Source organism: Bacillus sp. COPE52, assembly GCF_003355115.1.
GTDB lineage: Bacteria > Bacillota > Bacilli > Bacillales > Bacillaceae_G > Bacillus_A > Bacillus_A toyonensis.
Genome location: NZ_CP031292.1, coordinates 5,473,123 through 5,489,193 on the forward strand (window position 1 = coordinate 5,473,123; position 16,071 = coordinate 5,489,193).

The following is a 16,071-nucleotide window of genomic DNA, read 5'->3' on the forward strand; positions in this document are numbered from 1 at the left end:
CGTTTGAATGCTTATTCATTGGTATATCCCAGTTTTATAGATTAATGGCGGTTATTTTGAAATTTGTATCATTTCTATTTTTGTTTTCAGTTCTTTTAACTGTTGTCGCATTTTCCATTGTCTGGATGATCTATCACCCATTTTTAACATTCCTTATACAATTATTTAAGAATGAGTATAGCATATAAGGGCAGTCTGTATGAAAATGAACTATTTAAATATAAATTAAACAAAAGCGTTAATTAAAAAAAGACCTCTTACGGAAAGATAAGAGGTCATCAAAAAATGTTGTATTTGAAACACGCGATGTTTCATAAAGATATTTTAACATAAATTTATATATTACGTATAATAAATATAAAAGTTTATGAAAAGAATAAAAGTGTATAAATCCGTATTTAAATGAAGAATCCCTAGACTTAGGGGGCTAGGGATTCTCGGTCTGGTATACTTCACACGATATTATAAAAAGAATAGAACGTACTGAAGATAACATATGAATGTTTCGTAAATGTATAAACAAAGTGAACAAAAGCGTAATTTGAATAAAAAATGACAGCTGAAATGTTAAGGCCGTATCAGCTGTCACTAAAATAGATATTGAGTTTTATTATTAGGTTTTTTAATTGGTATTTTTGCTCTTATTTCTAGAGGAAATTGTACCAAAGATTGCTCCAGACATTGCACCGATTAAAGTCATAAAGATCGCACTCCAGGCTGCAAATGACATAATTACACCTCCTAGTAATAAATTGTTGTAACTAAATAAAGTTATTGTTTCTTAGCCCTTTTAACAGAAATGATGATGCAACAATTATTAAGAAAAAAAGAGGAGCCCAAGAAAAGAAAGACATTTAGTACTCCCCCTTCAATATTAGCTTTGTACATTCTTATAAAACAATTATCTCGTGTTAATAAATCGAATATACAGAATATGTAATATTGCATATCGAATTGTAGATTGAGAAGAAGTGACAATGATAATTGAATAAAAAATAGCTCTTACTACTAAGTAAGAGCTCCTTAAGCAGAGAAAAAGTCGTATGTGATTCTATATGAGAACCACAATAACGTTTTAACTCCCTGATATATAGTTGTTTATATGTATTGACTGTAGTAGAACTAAAAAAATGCTATTTTACTTGAAGGCTAACAACTATCATCACGAGATTAAGGGGTATTATTTACACAATGATTACATCGAATTAGTTAAGTAATTCTATATACGAACGACAGATAATACTATCATTGTTTTGTGTTTAAGTGAGTTCCCTGAAGTGTTTGCGGTATATGAAGGATTCACTGAAGCGCAGATCAAGAAGATATACAGAGGAAAATTACAATAAAAGAGCAGTTAGCAAAAGCTAACTGCTCGGCTGGTTCTCCAAAAGGGGGAAAGGAGAAAGGTTAGGGACTTCATTAAATGAGTTATGGCCATCGCCTATCTATATTATTGACGAAATATTAAGTTTTATTCTGGGGAACCCAAAAAAAGCACCTTTAAAAAGTGCTCTTTAAGGGAAAAGTGAGATACTGAAAAATAAATTAGGGTTTTTTGCTTCGAGATAATATATGACCATTTCATCATAATGTGACGATGAATCACAAAAGAGCAGCTAGCAAAAGCTAACTGCTCATCTCCAAGGGGGAAAGGAGAAAAATCTAATGTCATCTACATTGTTGACGGAATATTGAGTTTTATTCAGGGGATTTACTAATTATGTAGGTTACGTGAGAAGCCCTATTAACATCCAAGCTGCTCCGATTAGAATTAAAGTTTCGAATATAATCCAAAATATTCTCTTCTCTGGTTTTTGAAATTCTTTAATTACAGAAAATACGGCACTTATTCCTACAAGGGTGAAAAGAACAATGCGGATCGTATCAGTCATTTGCATCACCACCTAAGATTTGAATAGTTTAATTATACATTAATTACCATTTTGTAGAAAGTTAATAAAATAATCGTTTTAATGATCCAGCGGGAGTTGGTGGAATTGGCAACGGAACATTCGGGATATTTAAGAAAACATTCTCTGTTACTAGAGGTTTAAATCCAGAATCAGTAATAAGTAACCCATCTTCTCCAGTAACTATTACTAGACCACCTCAAGATCCTGGTGTTGGTCCTTGTTATATGGCTGACTATAATCAAGTCATTACAGGTCCTCGAGAATCTCTGCTTCATGCCTGGAGTGATAATCGTAATACGTTGAACGGGCTGAATAATCCAAATGTATTCTTTAGAAAAACCGAGTCAAAGCCATAACCTAGCAAATTCCTCTAATAAACCTCTTTCTAGTAATTCCTCAACCTAATCCCAATTATTTAATGAGCCATCACCAGCATTTTGGAAAAAACCACGCTAAGAGTTTTTAAATCATTTTAATCTTATTTTAAATAGTGTTGCATTAAATGTTCTTGGCGTTGTTAAAATTACTTGTTTTTATGTCGAAATATGCTTAACGTGGTTTTTTCCGTTTTGCGGTCTGTATCCAAAAAAGAAAAGGCGCCCAGATAAGGGTGCCTTTTCTAATAGTTTTTTTAGCAGAAACAAGCAGCTCCAACGATGATTAATAATATAAACAATACAACTAATAAAGCAAATCCTCCAGCAAAGCCACAGCCTCCGCCGCAACTACCACCAAATCCCATAACAATAGTGCCTCCTTTAGATCAGAGGGGAAAACTAGGGGTCATTTCATGTAATTTAATGGGTTCACATTACCTTATGTATTTAAGAATGAATTGAGCAAGTCTTCTTGAAAATAAAAAAAGACGCTATAAAGCGTCCCCACAATTGGGTAAATAAGAAGTAAGGTTTCTAAGATAACTGAAAAAAATAGAACAGGTGGTTAGAGTTTATCACATTCTTTTGCTGAGTGATCATGCATTATTACATATCATAATAAATTCCTCTATTTTCCATTTGATAAAATGAATTACCAATATTAATAAGATTCAAATAAATATTTCTACAAATTCAAAATATTTACAAAAATTGAAAAAGTGATATATTTAAGGTGCAAGTTATAAAAATATTTGAGGGGGAATTTTTATGTTCAAGAAATTAGTAGTTGGAACATTAGCAACTGGTATTATGCTATCTGGTGCAGGTGGAGCGATGGCTGCAACACCTAATACTGATAGTGCAAAGACAGACAAGATTACTATGGCAGCAGATAAGAAAAATATTAAATTAACAGGGTACCTATCAAGAAATTCTATACCGAGCACAACTGTACTATATGGAATCACGTGGTACTTGAAAGACGCATGGCAAGAAAGGGATGGTACATGGACAGGTTATTTTGAAGGATGGTATTAATTAATAAAATCTATTTATTATAAAAAGCCTCTTATAAAGGGGCTTTTTTATTTGTGTAAAATCATAAAGAAAAGACACCCTAAGGTGCCTTCCTCCGACTTGAACCACTTTAATTTTAATAATATGTATTGGACTCCCATCCAAAGATAATTCTAACATGTTTTCATATAAATGAAAGCGGATTCTTTAACTTACTTAATTACTTTGTCCATAACTTCTTTATATTTGTTAAATTGGGCATCTTCCATATCACCATTCATTTGTATAAGGAAGTTATCTTTTGCGTAAGTATGAGAGAATAGCATTTGATTACCATTACCTAAATCGTCATAGTATTTCTTAGCTTTTTCAAGATCTTCTTTGTTTTTAAACTCAAATATTCTACCACCACTATCTTCACCTAATGCTGGAACAAGAATGCGCTTTGCTTCTTTTCTAGTATTTCCAAATTCTTTTTCTGGTAGGTCACTAGGATTGTCAGCTTCTAATCCTGCAGCTTTAAATTCTTCAATTACCTTACCAACCGTGACATTACTTGTCATTGATTTAACGCTGTCACAAGCGGATAAACCAAATAATAATAGAGCTCCAATAAGTAATACTACTAATCTTTTAAACATAGTTTTTCATTCCTCCTAATGTAAATAAATCCGTAAATATAATAACAAATTATTCATCTTTATATTGTCATATATTGTCGAATGGAAATAAAAAAAGAGAGATGGAGCCTTCAAGAAGGTATGGAAACAATTATGAGCTTCAACGGCCATCTTGAAATTCAATACCACAATTCATTTTTGGGAAGTGTATTTGAGAACCTTTTATTTTTGAATTATAAGAGTGCTCTCACATTTACGACAAGCAATCTTCTCTTCCTCAAAAATGAATAAATTTTCAGCATCACATTCTGGGCATACAACCGCAAATGGTGTTTTTATATTTTTATAACATAGGAAAGAAAGGGCTGCCAGGATTAGAGCTGGTATAACAAGCATCATAATTAAGAATAGGCCCGCAAAAACGCCTCCAATTATGGAAAGTGGTTTCATTAGTTTTCTACCCACGGAGTTTACTTGATTATCCTTCTTACGAAAAGCAGTAACAATGTAAGTTTTGGTTTCTCTTACCTGCTCAAATGCTATTACCGTATTGTAATCTTGTTCATTCATAGTGGGATAGGAAGTGTTTTGCCCTTGAAACCCTCGTTGTATATAATAGTTGTTTGACTCAGCTATTCGTGGTGTATACGAGATTCCAGTTCCGGGTATATAAGTTGTTGTTCTTGATTCAGGTGGAATGGCGCTGCCTCCCGTACCTGTGTATGTAAAGTTAATTTTCACACCCGGGGAAACTTGGATAATTCTACGAAACTTATAACCCATAATATTGTATCCTCTCCATCTAATTAATATAATTATTTACTAATTATAACAATTTCAACTTAACATTAGTATATTAAGTTAAAATAAATTAATGAAAAAGAGTAATATTGAAGTTTACTAATTTAAGGCGTATTAGGAGTCCTTTTTTATAAAGAAAAGACACCCTAAGGTGCCTTCCTCTGACTTGAACCACTTTAATTTTAATAATATGTATTGGACTCCCATCCAAATATTATTTTACAAGGTTAAAAGATATACGTCTTGGATATAATCACATTGTGTAAAGACTATAGGTCAGTGAAGGCTATGCGACAGCCAAAGTATTGGCCAACTCTATGGAGTATAAACGAGAAAATTCTTAGTCTTCTCCTAGTCACCGAACGTAAAACGCGTAGCTAATAAGAGCTAAAAAATTACATGATGAAGTGGCTTGGAGAAGTTTGAGAGTGCTCAGCCTTGAACTAATAGTGAATTTTTTATTTATTTTCTCACATCCTATTTAGGCTTTCTATTCCAAATGTATAATTAATTTATTCTAATAAAAGGATATTTATGACTCTTATCGAATAAATTAATTTGGAGGGGATTAGGAGATGGATAAATATATTTTTGATGAATTATTAAATTGGGAAAAAAAATTAATAGAAAAGTATAAAGCGATTGTAAAGGTGGAAAGAGAAAGAGAACTTGAATCCTTTACTCTGATGAAAAAAATTGAAATTCTAAAAAAAGTGAGTGAAAAGTTTGAAGGGGAAAGGAAAAAACTTTTCGTAAGAGCAGAAATCAATCCGCTTCAAGACAGAGAGAGACAATTAGACCAAGAAATTAAAAGTACAAAAGGGATTTATTATGAGAATAAGGAGGAAATCGAAATTACCCTTGAATACTTAAGAAAAGAAATTGATAATGATGATGAGAGTCAGCAACTTATTACGGATGATAAAGAGGTATTTTTAAAATGAAACTAGAAAGGCATCCCAAACGGGTGCTTTTTTCTTTGTTATATAGAAATTACACATTAAACTAGTGAACATTCTAATAAGACAAGCATATGATGAATTCGTGGGACGAGTTATCATATGAGGTGAAACTTGGAGCGCCATACTTATTTGTTTAAGGGTACCTAATGATGGGTACTCTTTTTATTTTGAACAAATGGACATTTGGGTTAAATGAGTATATAAATAGGAAGAATCTAATTATTGGATGCATATTTTACTCTAAGAGGTACAAATTCGATGCGACGTGAAAAGGATTTGTTGAAACAATGGAAGACGGATTTGCAAGCTGTTCAAGAAGAGAAGAGGCTGAAGAAGAAGGCTAAGAAAAAGAATAAGAAATATAGCATTCCTGGTAATACAGCTGACTTCATGAATGGAAAGAATACTTATCGTAAAGAGAATGGGGTATGGAAGCAAAGAAATAAATGACGTGAGGATAAATAAGTTGATTAAGTGTATAGGAATTATTGTAGGCGCCACCGTGATTTGGGTGGCGTCTTGTTTGTTGTTAAGGAAAGCTAACAAAATACACGAACACAACGAACGAAAATAAATGAATGTCCTGTTTAACTATCTAAAAGTTAGTTTGAAATGAAATGTATAAAACACTTATAACTTTTAGACAGTATCAAGTGGATGATTTTATGGAAGTGGTGGGACACGTACGAGTTAGTACAAGAGAACAAGACCTAGGATTGCAAAGTGAAAAACTAGAAACATAAGGTTGTACAAAAATATTCACTGAAAAGCAGAGTGGGGCGAAAAGTCATCGTTAAGAATTAAAGAAAGTGTTAGAATATTTGCGTTCAGGTGATAAATTGGTTGTGTACAAGATAGATTGATTAGCACGTTCTACATTTGATTTGCAAAGAATTGTAAAAGAATTAAAGGAATGAGATATATAAGTTGTATTTATAAAGGATCAACTCGACTTTTCTACACCTTCTGGAAAGCTCGTGTTTACAATGCTAAGTGCTATTGCTGAATTTGAAAGAAACTGGATTAATGAAAGAACAACAGAGGGCCGAGGAAGAGCGTAGGCGCAAGGGAACAATATGGGGCGTGGTCAAGATGAAAAACGCGTAAAACAGGCTATGAACTTATTTTTCAACAGATTAGTAAATAGTTTGGGTGTCAATGATACCTCAAAGATGACAGGTGTCCCACGCACTACTATTTATGCTAAGGCTAAAGAATTAAAGTAGCGAATCCACTTCTTTTTTACTTTGTAAAGAGGCAACTCTGACACTTTATATCCTTTTAGGGTAATATAAAGAAAAAAGAAGATATATGAATGCTTGTATTGGGTTTTATGCTAATCGGTTTAGGTATTTTGATTGTTTGCCTAACTATAATTGATGGAGTCAGAAAAGCAAAAGAAAATGATCGTGGAATTAAAGATTTTATAATTATAGTGCTGGTACGCATTGTAGATATAATTAGTGATTTATGGGGTTTTCGATTTCTCTTCATATTAATAGGGGTTATATGTATCGGATTTGGTGTGGCTATTTTAACAGTAGAATTGTATTAAGGGATAAGCGAAGAGCATCTAATTAGGATGTTTTTTTATTTTGCATAGAAAAAAGGAATCCCGATAGATCCCTTTTTAAGCTGTCTTATAAATTTTATTTTTAATCCTATTTTTAGAATCCATAAATGCGGCGAATGTAGCTATAGCACCACCTAAATTATAGATTTGGAATTTGTGAGAAAAGGCTAATCCTGTAATGAAATTGTAGCTGTATATAAAACAAGTTATACCGAACAACCAAAGCATGAACTTTAAATCATTTAAGCTCAATCTATAATTTTTGATTTTTTTCCACATATGTATCAACTCCTATTATTCTGAAGTTCTATAGTTTTTCTTGTTGATATCTCGCATGTTTAGAATGAAAAATAGAAGGAAGATAACAGTTGCAATGCCATTAATCCAGTAGTATGTGCGCCCCATTGTGAATCCGTCATAGAAGGAATAGGCATTCCAAATTATAAGGAGTACTGAACAGATAGTAGAGATTAATAATGAACTAAAACTTCTCAAGATTGTCACCTCGATTCAAAATATTAGAGATTATTTATAATTTTACATACAGATGAACAGATTTGTAATAATAGGATTTAATAAAATGATTTAAAGGAATTACCGTTAGGTGTAGGAATATGTCTGGAGAGCCAACCTGCTGCTTTTTTATTTTTAATAGAAAAAAGGAATCCCGAAAGATCCCTTTTTCTAATTATGATATATCGTAATCGCATATAAGTAAAGACATTTAGTATTATATAACAATTAAATAATATAAACAATAAATATTTTAGGATTTACAATAAGGAGGAGTTATAACGATTGTCTTCTTAAAATATTGAAAATAGACGATTACACTTGTGAGGCATATCAGTACAGCCTGTTATTTATTGCACCATGAGTATAGGCACGTTATAATAGTCCCTAATTACATATAAAGAGGTGCAGAAAATGAATAAAACAGAATTAATAAAAGTAGTAGCAGATAAAGCAGAACTTACACAAAAGGATACTGCTACAGCGACACAAGCTGTATTAGACGCAATAACAAATACTCTTGCAAATGAAGAGAAAGTACAGATTCTTGGATTTGGTACATTTGAGGTACGTGAAAGATCTGCACGAACAGGGCGTAACCCGCAAACAGGTGAAGAAATGCAAATTGCTGCTTCTAAGGCGCCTGCATTTAAAGCTGGAAAAGAATTAAAAGAGGCAGTGAAATAATTATATATAGTGAAAAAGGATCTGATATTCATATCGGATCCTTTTTATTTGTAACATGGCAAGGTCCCTCTTAAAGATGAAAATTTGTATATCTTATTTACGTAATTTATGATATGGTTTCATATGTTAATAAATTACAATACTTTTAAAAAGAAGTATACATTATGATAGATGCTACTTCTTTATAGGAAAAGTCTCAAGGTTAAAAACGATTTTCGTAGATGAAATCATTGCGAAACAAAAAAGAAAGAGTTGGAAGAAAAGAAACAACAATCACGAAACAAAGGGGTAAATTACAATGAAGCGTAAGTTATTAGAAGTTGCACTGCCAGTAATGTTGATGAGTGGTGTAGGTTGTGCAAGTAAGGACGTAGCGGAAGAGAAAAAAGAGGATAGTGTAAAAGTAGCAGACTATAAGGAAACAGAGAAGGAAAAGGAAAAAGATAAAGATAAAAGAACAAATAATGACTCTTCAGCAAGTGATAGCGAGTCTGGAACAACAAATAAGGACCCAATAGCTACTGTAATTAAAGACGTAGATAAAATACACGAAGAAAAAGACAAGTTAGAGAAACAAAAAGAAGCGGAAACAAAGAAGGAAGAAACAAGTAAAAAGGAAGTTCAGGTAGAGAAGAAAGAAGAAGTAAATAAAGAGAAAGACAAGATGTCTGACGCTACGAAACCTAATAGTATGAAAGAGTATCAAGAAAAAGTAGAAATACAGGCTAATAAATTCATAGCTGCGGTAAAAGCTACGAAACCAATAGTTGAAAAAGATGAAACTCTACGAACAAATAAAGACGAATTAAAAGCACAGTTTAATATAGTGAAAGGAGAGGCAGAGAAGTTAGTAGGCCTTAAACCGCCTGAAAAGTACAGTTATTTTAAAATTGAATTTATAGATGCTAATAAGACATTCCTACGGGCATTAGGCGACTTGTTTACAGCTCTAGATGAAGGAGATGTAGAAAAGGGTGATACGGCTTTAAATGGTGTATTATATGGTTTCGAGCAATTTGGTATGACAATAAATGGCATAAGAGACATAGAAGAATAAAGTTTGTCTTAGATTGAATAATATATTTGTTCTTTCCTGTTGCAGAATCCTTATTATAAGGATTCTCTTTTTTATATTTCAAACCCAAAAACAAAAAAGATAAGATGGCGTACCATTTTCTTGGCACCTTATAAGTTAATTCTTTGTTTATCGTTACTATAAATTTCGATAGTGTAAGAGTCGCCTCCAATCCATTTGCTTACTTTTTTTGTTTTAAACGAATCAGTAATTTCTTTTTCTAATTTCTTCCCAAACTCTTTGGCACCTGGATCAGCGCTACTAATTTTTGTATTTATAGTCAGAACATACGGCTGTTCTACTTCAATATTCATTTGATGAATCTCAGAACCCTTATACTCATTTTTAGTAAATATATTTTCCGAAATAGAACCAGTAACTCTATTCCATATTTTCTCTTTTTCCACAACCTTCATATCCCGTTCCTTTATATTGATTGTGTACGGCTTAATCCCTTGATTTTTTAATCGATTACTAATTTCTTTTTTTACTTTAGATGAATCTTCAGTATCAGCAATTTCTATATCTAACCTTCTTGTATTTTCGTCCCATATAGCAGCACTAATAAAGGATTTTTTATTTACAGTATTATTAACTACATCCATGACTTTTGAACCCTCACTCTTGGGTTCCTCTGTATTACTCTGACAGGAACACAGTAAAACAAGTGATAATACAGAAACACATAAAATTTTTCCCTTTCCCATTTAATTACCTCCTTAAGTATTCCTAACTTTGTAATATTCATCATTCGTTTTACAGTAATTATATTTTTATATAAAATATTCTTTCTATTTATAAAATCAATATTTGCAGCTGTGCATTTTGATTGGTTCTTCTTCCATTATTTTGTAAACGGATGCCTATTTGCTAGGAGTTATGAAAAGACAGGAGATATAATAGTGCCAATAGTAGCGCATATATCATTTAATTCATTTTTGTTTCTAGCGATAAGTTTATAGTTCACATTTACACATGTGTAAATGTGAACTTGTACAAATGTCCACGTGTCCACATGTGCAAATACAGTAGATATTTGTTGAAGAGGGCTATCGTATAGGGGTAAAGCCGATTCTTGAAACACTGGTAATTTCATATATTGATATACACCAAACATCTTAAACTGTGTCCAAAATGCATAAGGGTATAAAAAATGTATAAAACTGAAATGATGGTGAGCATTCTAATTATAAAGGAGTGTTCATTATGATAAATGACGAGTTAAACTGGCAGAAAATATTAAAAATAGGAGCTAGTTCTTTGGGTTCTTCAATAGGTACAGCAATAATAAACGAAATGTTTTCATCAGAAGATAGTGCTCAAGAAGCGGTGAAACAAGCAGTAGAAGAAATTTGTGATAGGGTTAAAAAAATAATTGACCAAGCCTTTTTAGATCACTATGTAGCTAATTGTGACAGTATTGCGAGACATCTTCAGGGCTATACAGAGAGCGGTGATGTGAATATTTTACATGGCATATATGACGATGGTTCAGATTTAGTATCAGATTTAGTACGTTTTGAAACGTTTGAAGGTATAACAGCCCTTGTTTACATTTGTACTTTGCATCTAACTGACATAAAAGCTCTTAGTGAAATTGACTCTGGGTATAAAGCTACTTTAAGTCGTTGTGGGGATGAGTATGCTGCTTTATGTGAACCACGTGGTGACAAATTAGTTTACTTTACAAATGTAAGTGTAGGTGATGCAATGTATGCTAATAGTGGCCTCTACGATATGATCACAGCTCCTACTACTTCTAATTCTTATCCTACACTCAAATACAGGTTTAATTTTGTAGATGAATGGGATGAAAATTTAGACACAAAGGTTCATATATATGATTCTGATCCTATATCACTAACAGATCCACTATGGTACACAGAATCTCCAGGTATCCCACGTTATAGATTAACCGAAGCTGGTAGAAATTCTACATCTATTCAAAGGCTCTATTTGAGTGCTAAAAATGAGATAATCTCACAGAGAGATACTTTCTTAAATGACAGACTAGAAATTACAAATAATATGCGTGAAAATATTCGCAAGGCATGTGATGAGTGGCGAAATCTTTAAATTCATAAGTGAAACGAGAAGTGAATTCCGACATTTCTATGCTCCTTAACACACATTTAGGCATCTATTAAAATGAATGCCTAAATGTGTGTATCATTTTCCTTTCATCGTTTAAATTGGAAGGATGTTTAGTTATGGCGAGTTACTCTTTGAATCGTTTTCATACATCATCAATACTTCTTTTTCTTCTGGTGTTAAATCTTCTAATTCCTTAGCAACTCCAATTATTTAAAAATAAAAGTCAGACTATGACCTGTTTTTACACATATCTCGGCTGTATCCCTATAGTAGTATGTTAGCCTTTATTTGTTAATTTCTCCTCGACGACTTATCGATAATATTATCAAAAACTTCCGTGCATCTTATAAAGGGTATTAATATTAATTTGTTTTTGGCAGAGGTTTTGATAATTATAAATTCAACTTTTCTATTTTTGGAACGTTTCATTTACAGAAGATTGATAATAACATAATTTTCTAAATAAGGAATTTTTTGCTTTTAATATAATTTTTTCACAATTCATGGTATATCTGTATTAAGGGGACCTTTTCGGTTGATTAGGGAGAAAGATTATAAAAATGATATGGGAGGAACAAAAAATGTCATTGAAAAAGAAATTAGGTGTTGGAGTGGTTTCAGCCGCTCTTGGCTTATCTTTAATTGGTGGGGGAACATATGCATATTTTAGCGATCAAGTGGTGACAAATAATTCATTCGCTGCAGGTACATTGGATTTAGCTATGCAACCAACTACTTCACTTAACTTAGAAAATTTAAAACCTGGGGACAAAATATTAAAGAAATTCAATTTAATAAATAGTGGTACATTAGATATTAAAGATCTCATGATGAAAATAGACTATACTGTAAACGATTTAAAACAAAATAACACTACAGAAGATTTCGGTAAACATATTAAAGTACAATTTCTTTGGGATTGGGATCCTGAAAAAAGCCCTGTATACGAGACAACTCTTGCAGAACTAAAATCACAAGGCCCAGAGATTGCCTCCAAAAAAGTATTTCATTCTAAGTGGACTGAAACAGGGGGATTAAAACCTGGGAAAATGGATTGGTTTTGGATAAAGTTTGTATTTGAAGATAACGGCACAGATCAGAACGTGTTCCAAGGGGATAGTATTGCGCTAAAAATGGAGTTCCAAGCCAATCAAACAGATGGACAAGAAAGATAAAATTAAGAGCATATTACTGGTAAAAAGTAAAACTGAGCTTATGCCTTTTAATTATTTAAAAAATTTTAGGTTATTTAAAATAAAACACAAAAAGAACTTGTAGGAATCCCTACAAGTTCTTTTTTAGATAATGTAAAAAAGGTGAAACAAACTATCTCATAATTTGAATCGGAGCAAACACTCTAACTACGGGTTGCCTTCATTATATATTAAATCTTAAAATGTGAAGTTATAATATTTGAAAATTATGTGAATTCGGAGAGAGAAAATAAAACCCTGATTATAATTCCTAAAAATATCCAAATGTTTTGCAATTAGACTATTAAAAAGAGTCCTATTTAAGATATTTCTATAATGAAAAAAGACACCTGTGAAGGTGTTTTTTCATCTCTTCTTATTAATCCTAGGCAGAATAATATTTATAACAATAATAGGTAATAGGTACTCTTAGGTTAATGGCAATATGATAATCCCCATCAATGAATAAAACAATTTAACATGGTAAAATAATATTTGGATGGGAGTCCAATACATATTATTAAAATTAAAGTGGTTCAAGTCGGAGGAAGGCACCTTTGGGTGTCTTTTTTTTGTACATAAAAAAGCTTCACCATCTTATAGAAACAGTAAGTCCCTGAAAATAAACAACAATTGCAAATATATTAATTTTACATTAGATTAAAGATTAGCGAATATTCGTATACTAATAAACTGCTAAATAGTAGGTGAAAAAATGGAATTTTACGATTTGGGTATTACCATTAAAGAAATTAGAATTAAAAAAAACATATCACAATCCGAATTATGTCATGGAATATGTTCACAAAGTCAAATTAGCAAAATAGAAAAAGGTATGATTTATCCATCTAGCATATTGTTGTATCAATTATCTGAACGGCTTGGTATTGATCCAAATAATATATTTGCACTAACTCAAAACAAGAAATTAAAATACGTAAAAAATGTAAAATACGTAATGAGAGATTGCGCAAAGCAAAAACAATATAAAGAACTTTATGAAATAGTAAAACAAGAAAAAAAACAAAATAATTTTCAATCAAAAGAAGATAAACAATTTCTAATATGGCATGAAGCAATTGCTATATTTGAGGTAAATAGATCAACAAAAACTGCTTTAACTCTTTTAAATCATGCATTAAAACTAACTTTAACCAATTCTGATTTTTTATCAGAAAGAGAAATAGATATTATGCAGACAATGGCTATATTTTATGCAGAACACAAAGAATATGAAAAAAGTATTAATATATTAAGAAGATGTTTAACCAATTTTAATAAGTTAGATTTTCCTAGAGATAAAGAAATTAAATTAAAAATCATTTTAAATTTAGCAAAACTTTTGGACCTCACATATCAACATGAAGAGGCAATAAAATACCTTGATAAGGGCATCAAATTAGCTATTAATCTAGACAATTTATACCTACTAGGTGAACTATGCTATTTAAAAAGTCAGTATTTATTAAAGATTAAACAACATAATGAAGAAGATGTTGTTAATAACATGAAAAAAGCATTATTTATATTTGAACTAAGAGAAAAAGAACATTATATACAAATGATTAAAGATGAACTTATTGAAATACAGAATAAAAAACACTCATAATTTCGTAAAAACTACTTACAAATCCCACAGGAAAAATCCCTATAGTTTTTAAACTTAAAACTATATTATTAAAATTAAAGTGGTTCAATTCAGAGGAAGGCACCTTAGGGTATCTTTTCTTTATGCATTAAAAAGGTATCGACAGCATTCCATAGAAAAAAAAGCTAAGAGTATGCAAGGTTTTATACAGTTTTTCGACGAACCCAGTAAAAAACGAGAACCCTAAATCCGCGCCAGGATAGGAATGTATAAAAAAATGAATAGCTTTATAGAAAATGAAAAAGGGGATTCCCTGTGAGAGTAAGGGTCCGCCTTTTTCCTTGCTACCGATAATTGTGCGTTATGTTAACTGGATTTGTATATCATATGCATGTGATACTTGTTCAATAATCGGACCAAATTATGGAGGATCTCTCCTGAAATAATTGGATATTAATGTTAAAACAGATCCAGCTTATGAAGTAATGTATTTAAACTATAGGACACAATTATTGATTTTCTATGTAATTACAACAAACAAAAGATAGGTTATTTAAGGATGGTTGATATGTTGAAAACAAAAGCTAAATATAAAACTTGGATACGAATTTACAAACTAATTATTTTTTTAGTTATTTCACTCATTCTTCTCTTGATAACATTATTACCTGTTAATTTATATCTGCGAATCCTGTCAGGTGTTTTTGCGTTGCCTTTTATTTATATAGCATTTATACTTTCTTATTCAGTTTACCAATTTGCAGCATTTGGGGGGAATTATCAGTCAAAAATACATAATTTAATTGTTACCAAAGTGAATTGGGATGGAAAAGGAAAAATACTAGATATAGGAACTGGTAGCGGTTCACTGATTATTAAACTGGCAAAGACCTTTCCTAATTCCTTTCTAACTGGAGTTGATTATTGGGGCGGAAATTGGGAATATTCCAAATCCCAATGCCAACAGAATGCTAAAATAGAAGGGGTCTCTGATAGAATTGATTTTCTAAAAGCAAGTGCTGCAGAACTCCCTTTTACTGATAATGAATTTGATACAATTGTAAGCTGTCTAACATTTCATGAAGTAAAAGATAGAGAAAATAAAACTGAAGTAATTAAAGAGGCATTAAGAGTGTTAAAACCTGGTGGTAAATTTGTTTTCTTAGATTTGTTTATGGATGAAAAAATATTTGGAGATGAAAAAGAACTCTTAAATGTCTTAAAGAAACAGGGTGTATCTGAATTAAATAGCTACAAGCTTACTGAAGAAATGGAATTACCAAAACTTGTATTGAACAAAAAAGTCTTAGGAAATGCAATGATTTTAAGTGGAAGGAAATAAGAATGCACTAATTCGCTTGCGGAACTAGCGCGGACTTCTCTATTATAAGAGCAACTATTTATTTAATTTAACTAACGAGGTCGTTTATTTAACATAACAAAGTGATGTAGCTCTATTTGTTTTTTATTAGTAAGTAAGCACATACCTGTTTAAGAATAGAGCTCGATTGTTTAATAAGCAGTATAGGGGATCTTCCAATTTGGGAGATCCCCTATACTGCTTATAATAGGACGTTATGTTAACTTGACGTGTATATGTTATACATCAAAACTCCTCATCCAGCGTTCCCTCCCACATGGTACAATTAGGAAAAGGA

19 protein-coding genes and 4 pseudogenes are annotated in these 16,071 nt (G+C 31.6%); 15 read left to right on the plus strand and 8 right to left on the minus strand.

Annotation, left to right across the window (positions count from 1 at the left end; all coding sequences use genetic code 11):
* Positions 1-622: 622 nt before the first annotated feature.
* Positions 623-815: pseudogene (locus DPQ31_RS29750) on the minus strand (hypothetical protein).
* A gap of 315 nt (positions 816-1,130) precedes the next feature.
* On the opposite strand from DPQ31_RS29750, the pseudogene DPQ31_RS29895 reads away from it, so the two are divergent.
* Positions 1,131-1,346 (plus strand): annotated as a pseudogene (locus tag DPQ31_RS29895) (hypothetical protein).
* Between the two features lie 381 nt (positions 1,347-1,727).
* On the opposite strand, the gene DPQ31_RS27675 reads toward DPQ31_RS29895, so the two are convergent.
* The gene (locus DPQ31_RS27675; RefSeq protein WP_208731303.1) at positions 1,728-1,892 is read right to left on the minus strand and encodes a hypothetical protein; all 165 of its coding nucleotides are present in this window, start codon (positions 1,890-1,892) and stop codon (positions 1,728-1,730) included.
* A gap of 71 nt (positions 1,893-1,963) precedes the next feature.
* On the opposite strand from DPQ31_RS27675, the pseudogene DPQ31_RS29755 reads away from it, so the two are divergent.
* A pseudogene (locus tag DPQ31_RS29755) lies at positions 1,964-2,269 on the plus strand (exo-alpha-sialidase); the annotation flags it as partial.
* Between the two features lie 275 nt (positions 2,270-2,544).
* Here the strand turns inward: DPQ31_RS29755 and DPQ31_RS27680 are convergent.
* A complete protein-coding gene (locus tag DPQ31_RS27680; protein ID WP_000505679.1) occupies positions 2,545-2,655 on the minus strand; it encodes a YjcZ family sporulation protein in 111 nt (36 codons plus the stop codon).
* A 403-nt stretch (positions 2,656-3,058) separates the two neighbouring features.
* On the opposite strand from DPQ31_RS27680, the gene DPQ31_RS27685 reads away from it, so the two are divergent.
* On the plus strand, positions 3,059-3,328 hold the full coding sequence (locus tag DPQ31_RS27685; RefSeq protein WP_098157533.1) for a lysine 2,3-aminomutase: 270 nt from the start codon (positions 3,059-3,061) through the stop codon (positions 3,326-3,328).
* 191 nt (positions 3,329-3,519) lie between these two features.
* Here DPQ31_RS27685 and DPQ31_RS27690 read toward each other — a convergent pair whose 3' ends face one another.
* Positions 3,520-3,948, minus strand: a complete 429-nt coding sequence (locus tag DPQ31_RS27690) for a stress protein (RefSeq protein WP_208731304.1) — start codon at positions 3,946-3,948, stop codon at positions 3,520-3,522.
* A gap of 201 nt (positions 3,949-4,149) precedes the next feature.
* Positions 4,150-4,710, minus strand: a complete 561-nt coding sequence (locus DPQ31_RS27695) for a DUF4236 domain-containing protein (protein WP_208731305.1) — start codon at positions 4,708-4,710, stop codon at positions 4,150-4,152.
* A gap of 593 nt (positions 4,711-5,303) precedes the next feature.
* Here DPQ31_RS27695 and DPQ31_RS27700 point away from each other — a divergent pair.
* From DPQ31_RS27700 to DPQ31_RS27715, 5 genes are all read left to right on the plus strand, one after another.
* Positions 5,304-5,672: a hypothetical protein gene (locus tag DPQ31_RS27700; RefSeq protein WP_098145912.1), complete on the plus strand. Its 369-nt coding sequence runs from the start codon at positions 5,304-5,306 to the stop codon at positions 5,670-5,672.
* A gap of 276 nt (positions 5,673-5,948) precedes the next feature.
* Positions 5,949-6,140, plus strand: a complete 192-nt coding sequence (locus tag DPQ31_RS27705; protein WP_098145910.1) for a hypothetical protein — start codon at positions 5,949-5,951, stop codon at positions 6,138-6,140.
* 485 nt (positions 6,141-6,625) lie between these two features.
* A complete protein-coding gene (locus DPQ31_RS29900) occupies positions 6,626-6,751 on the plus strand; it encodes a recombinase family protein (protein ID WP_395935084.1) in 126 nt (41 codons plus the stop codon).
* A gap of 15 nt (positions 6,752-6,766) precedes the next feature.
* Entirely contained in the window at positions 6,767-6,916 is a 150-nt protein-coding gene (locus DPQ31_RS29905; RefSeq protein ID WP_395933098.1) for a hypothetical protein, read from the plus strand.
* Between the two features lie 89 nt (positions 6,917-7,005).
* Positions 7,006-7,245 carry a hypothetical protein gene (locus DPQ31_RS27715; RefSeq protein WP_098145909.1) on the plus strand — a complete coding sequence of 80 codons (240 nt, stop codon included), beginning with the start codon at positions 7,006-7,008 and terminating at the stop codon, positions 7,243-7,245.
* A gap of 75 nt (positions 7,246-7,320) precedes the next feature.
* Here the strand turns inward: DPQ31_RS27715 and DPQ31_RS27720 are convergent, their stop codons facing one another.
* Positions 7,321-7,542: a hypothetical protein gene (locus DPQ31_RS27720; RefSeq protein WP_208731306.1), complete on the minus strand. Its 222-nt coding sequence runs from the start codon at positions 7,540-7,542 to the stop codon at positions 7,321-7,323.
* Between the two features lie 15 nt (positions 7,543-7,557).
* Positions 7,558-7,758, minus strand: coding sequence for a hypothetical protein (locus DPQ31_RS29500; RefSeq protein ID WP_098821073.1), 201 nt, complete (start codon positions 7,756-7,758; stop codon positions 7,558-7,560).
* A gap of 432 nt (positions 7,759-8,190) precedes the next feature.
* Here DPQ31_RS29500 and DPQ31_RS27725 point away from each other — a divergent pair, with 432 nt between their 5' ends.
* Positions 8,191-8,463 carry an HU family DNA-binding protein gene (locus DPQ31_RS27725; RefSeq protein WP_208731307.1) on the plus strand — a complete coding sequence of 91 codons (273 nt, stop codon included), beginning with the start codon at positions 8,191-8,193 and terminating at the stop codon, positions 8,461-8,463.
* A gap of 298 nt (positions 8,464-8,761) precedes the next feature.
* Positions 8,762-9,520, plus strand: coding sequence for a hypothetical protein (locus tag DPQ31_RS27730; protein WP_208731308.1), 759 nt, complete (start codon positions 8,762-8,764; stop codon positions 9,518-9,520).
* A 128-nt stretch (positions 9,521-9,648) separates the two neighbouring features.
* On the opposite strand, the gene DPQ31_RS27735 is transcribed toward DPQ31_RS27730, so the two are convergent.
* A complete protein-coding gene (locus DPQ31_RS27735) occupies positions 9,649-10,245 on the minus strand; it encodes a DUF4030 domain-containing protein (protein ID WP_208731309.1) in 597 nt (198 codons plus the stop codon).
* 84 nt (positions 10,246-10,329) lie between these two features.
* Here DPQ31_RS27735 and DPQ31_RS27740 point away from each other — a divergent pair.
* From DPQ31_RS27740 to DPQ31_RS27760, 5 genes and pseudogenes are all read left to right on the plus strand, one after another.
* Positions 10,330-10,500: pseudogene (locus DPQ31_RS27740) on the plus strand (type II CAAX prenyl endopeptidase Rce1 family protein); the annotation flags it as partial.
* A gap of 244 nt (positions 10,501-10,744) precedes the next feature.
* On the plus strand, positions 10,745-11,614 hold the full coding sequence (locus DPQ31_RS27745; protein WP_208731310.1) for a hypothetical protein: 870 nt from the start codon (positions 10,745-10,747) through the stop codon (positions 11,612-11,614).
* A 599-nt stretch (positions 11,615-12,213) separates the two neighbouring features.
* Positions 12,214-12,807, plus strand: coding sequence for a TasA family protein (locus tag DPQ31_RS27750; RefSeq protein ID WP_208731311.1), 594 nt, complete (start codon positions 12,214-12,216; stop codon positions 12,805-12,807).
* Positions 12,808-13,540: 733 nt separating this feature from the next.
* Complete coding sequence (locus DPQ31_RS27755; protein WP_208731312.1) at positions 13,541-14,434, plus strand: helix-turn-helix domain-containing protein; 894 nt, start codon at positions 13,541-13,543, stop codon at positions 14,432-14,434.
* Between the two features lie 547 nt (positions 14,435-14,981).
* Positions 14,982-15,755 carry a class I SAM-dependent methyltransferase gene (locus DPQ31_RS27760; protein WP_098712069.1) on the plus strand — a complete coding sequence of 258 codons (774 nt, stop codon included), beginning with the start codon at positions 14,982-14,984 and terminating at the stop codon, positions 15,753-15,755.
* Positions 15,756-16,071 lie beyond the last annotated feature (316 nt).

Bases quoted from the DNA above. Each gene is read 5' to 3' on its own strand.
- DPQ31_RS27760 (WP_098712069.1), top strand. From the start codon at position 14,982: ATGTTGAAAACAAAAGCTAAATATAAAACTTGGATACGAATTTACAAA.
- DPQ31_RS27750 (WP_208731311.1), top strand. From the start codon at position 12,214: ATGTCATTGAAAAAGAAATTAGGTGTTGGAGTGGTTTCAGCCGCTCTT.
- DPQ31_RS27735 (WP_208731309.1), bottom strand. From the start codon at position 10,245: ATGGGAAAGGGAAAAATTTTATGTGTTTCTGTATTATCACTTGTTTTA.
- DPQ31_RS29905 (WP_395933098.1), top strand. From the start codon at position 6,767: ATGGGGCGTGGTCAAGATGAAAAACGCGTAAAACAGGCTATGAACTTA.
- DPQ31_RS27720 (WP_208731306.1), bottom strand. From the start codon at position 7,542: ATGTGGAAAAAAATCAAAAATTATAGATTGAGCTTAAATGATTTAAAG.
- DPQ31_RS27715 (WP_098145909.1), top strand. From the start codon at position 7,006: ATGCTTGTATTGGGTTTTATGCTAATCGGTTTAGGTATTTTGATTGTT.
- DPQ31_RS27705 (WP_098145910.1), top strand. From the start codon at position 5,949: ATGCGACGTGAAAAGGATTTGTTGAAACAATGGAAGACGGATTTGCAA.
- DPQ31_RS27695 (WP_208731305.1), bottom strand. From the start codon at position 4,710: ATGGGTTATAAGTTTCGTAGAATTATCCAAGTTTCCCCGGGTGTGAAA.
- DPQ31_RS27755 (WP_208731312.1), top strand. From the start codon at position 13,541: ATGGAATTTTACGATTTGGGTATTACCATTAAAGAAATTAGAATTAAA.
- DPQ31_RS27730 (WP_208731308.1), top strand. From the start codon at position 8,762: ATGAAGCGTAAGTTATTAGAAGTTGCACTGCCAGTAATGTTGATGAGT.
- DPQ31_RS27725 (WP_208731307.1), top strand. From the start codon at position 8,191: ATGAATAAAACAGAATTAATAAAAGTAGTAGCAGATAAAGCAGAACTT.
- DPQ31_RS27685 (WP_098157533.1), top strand. From the start codon at position 3,059: ATGTTCAAGAAATTAGTAGTTGGAACATTAGCAACTGGTATTATGCTA.
- DPQ31_RS27675 (WP_208731303.1), bottom strand. From the start codon at position 1,892: ATGACTGATACGATCCGCATTGTTCTTTTCACCCTTGTAGGAATAAGT.
- DPQ31_RS27700 (WP_098145912.1), top strand. From the start codon at position 5,304: ATGGATAAATATATTTTTGATGAATTATTAAATTGGGAAAAAAAATTA.
- DPQ31_RS27745 (WP_208731310.1), top strand. From the start codon at position 10,745: ATGATAAATGACGAGTTAAACTGGCAGAAAATATTAAAAATAGGAGCT.
- DPQ31_RS27680 (WP_000505679.1), bottom strand. From the start codon at position 2,655: ATGGGATTTGGTGGTAGTTGCGGCGGAGGCTGTGGCTTTGCTGGAGGA.
- DPQ31_RS27690 (WP_208731304.1), bottom strand. From the start codon at position 3,948: ATGTTTAAAAGATTAGTAGTATTACTTATTGGAGCTCTATTATTATTT.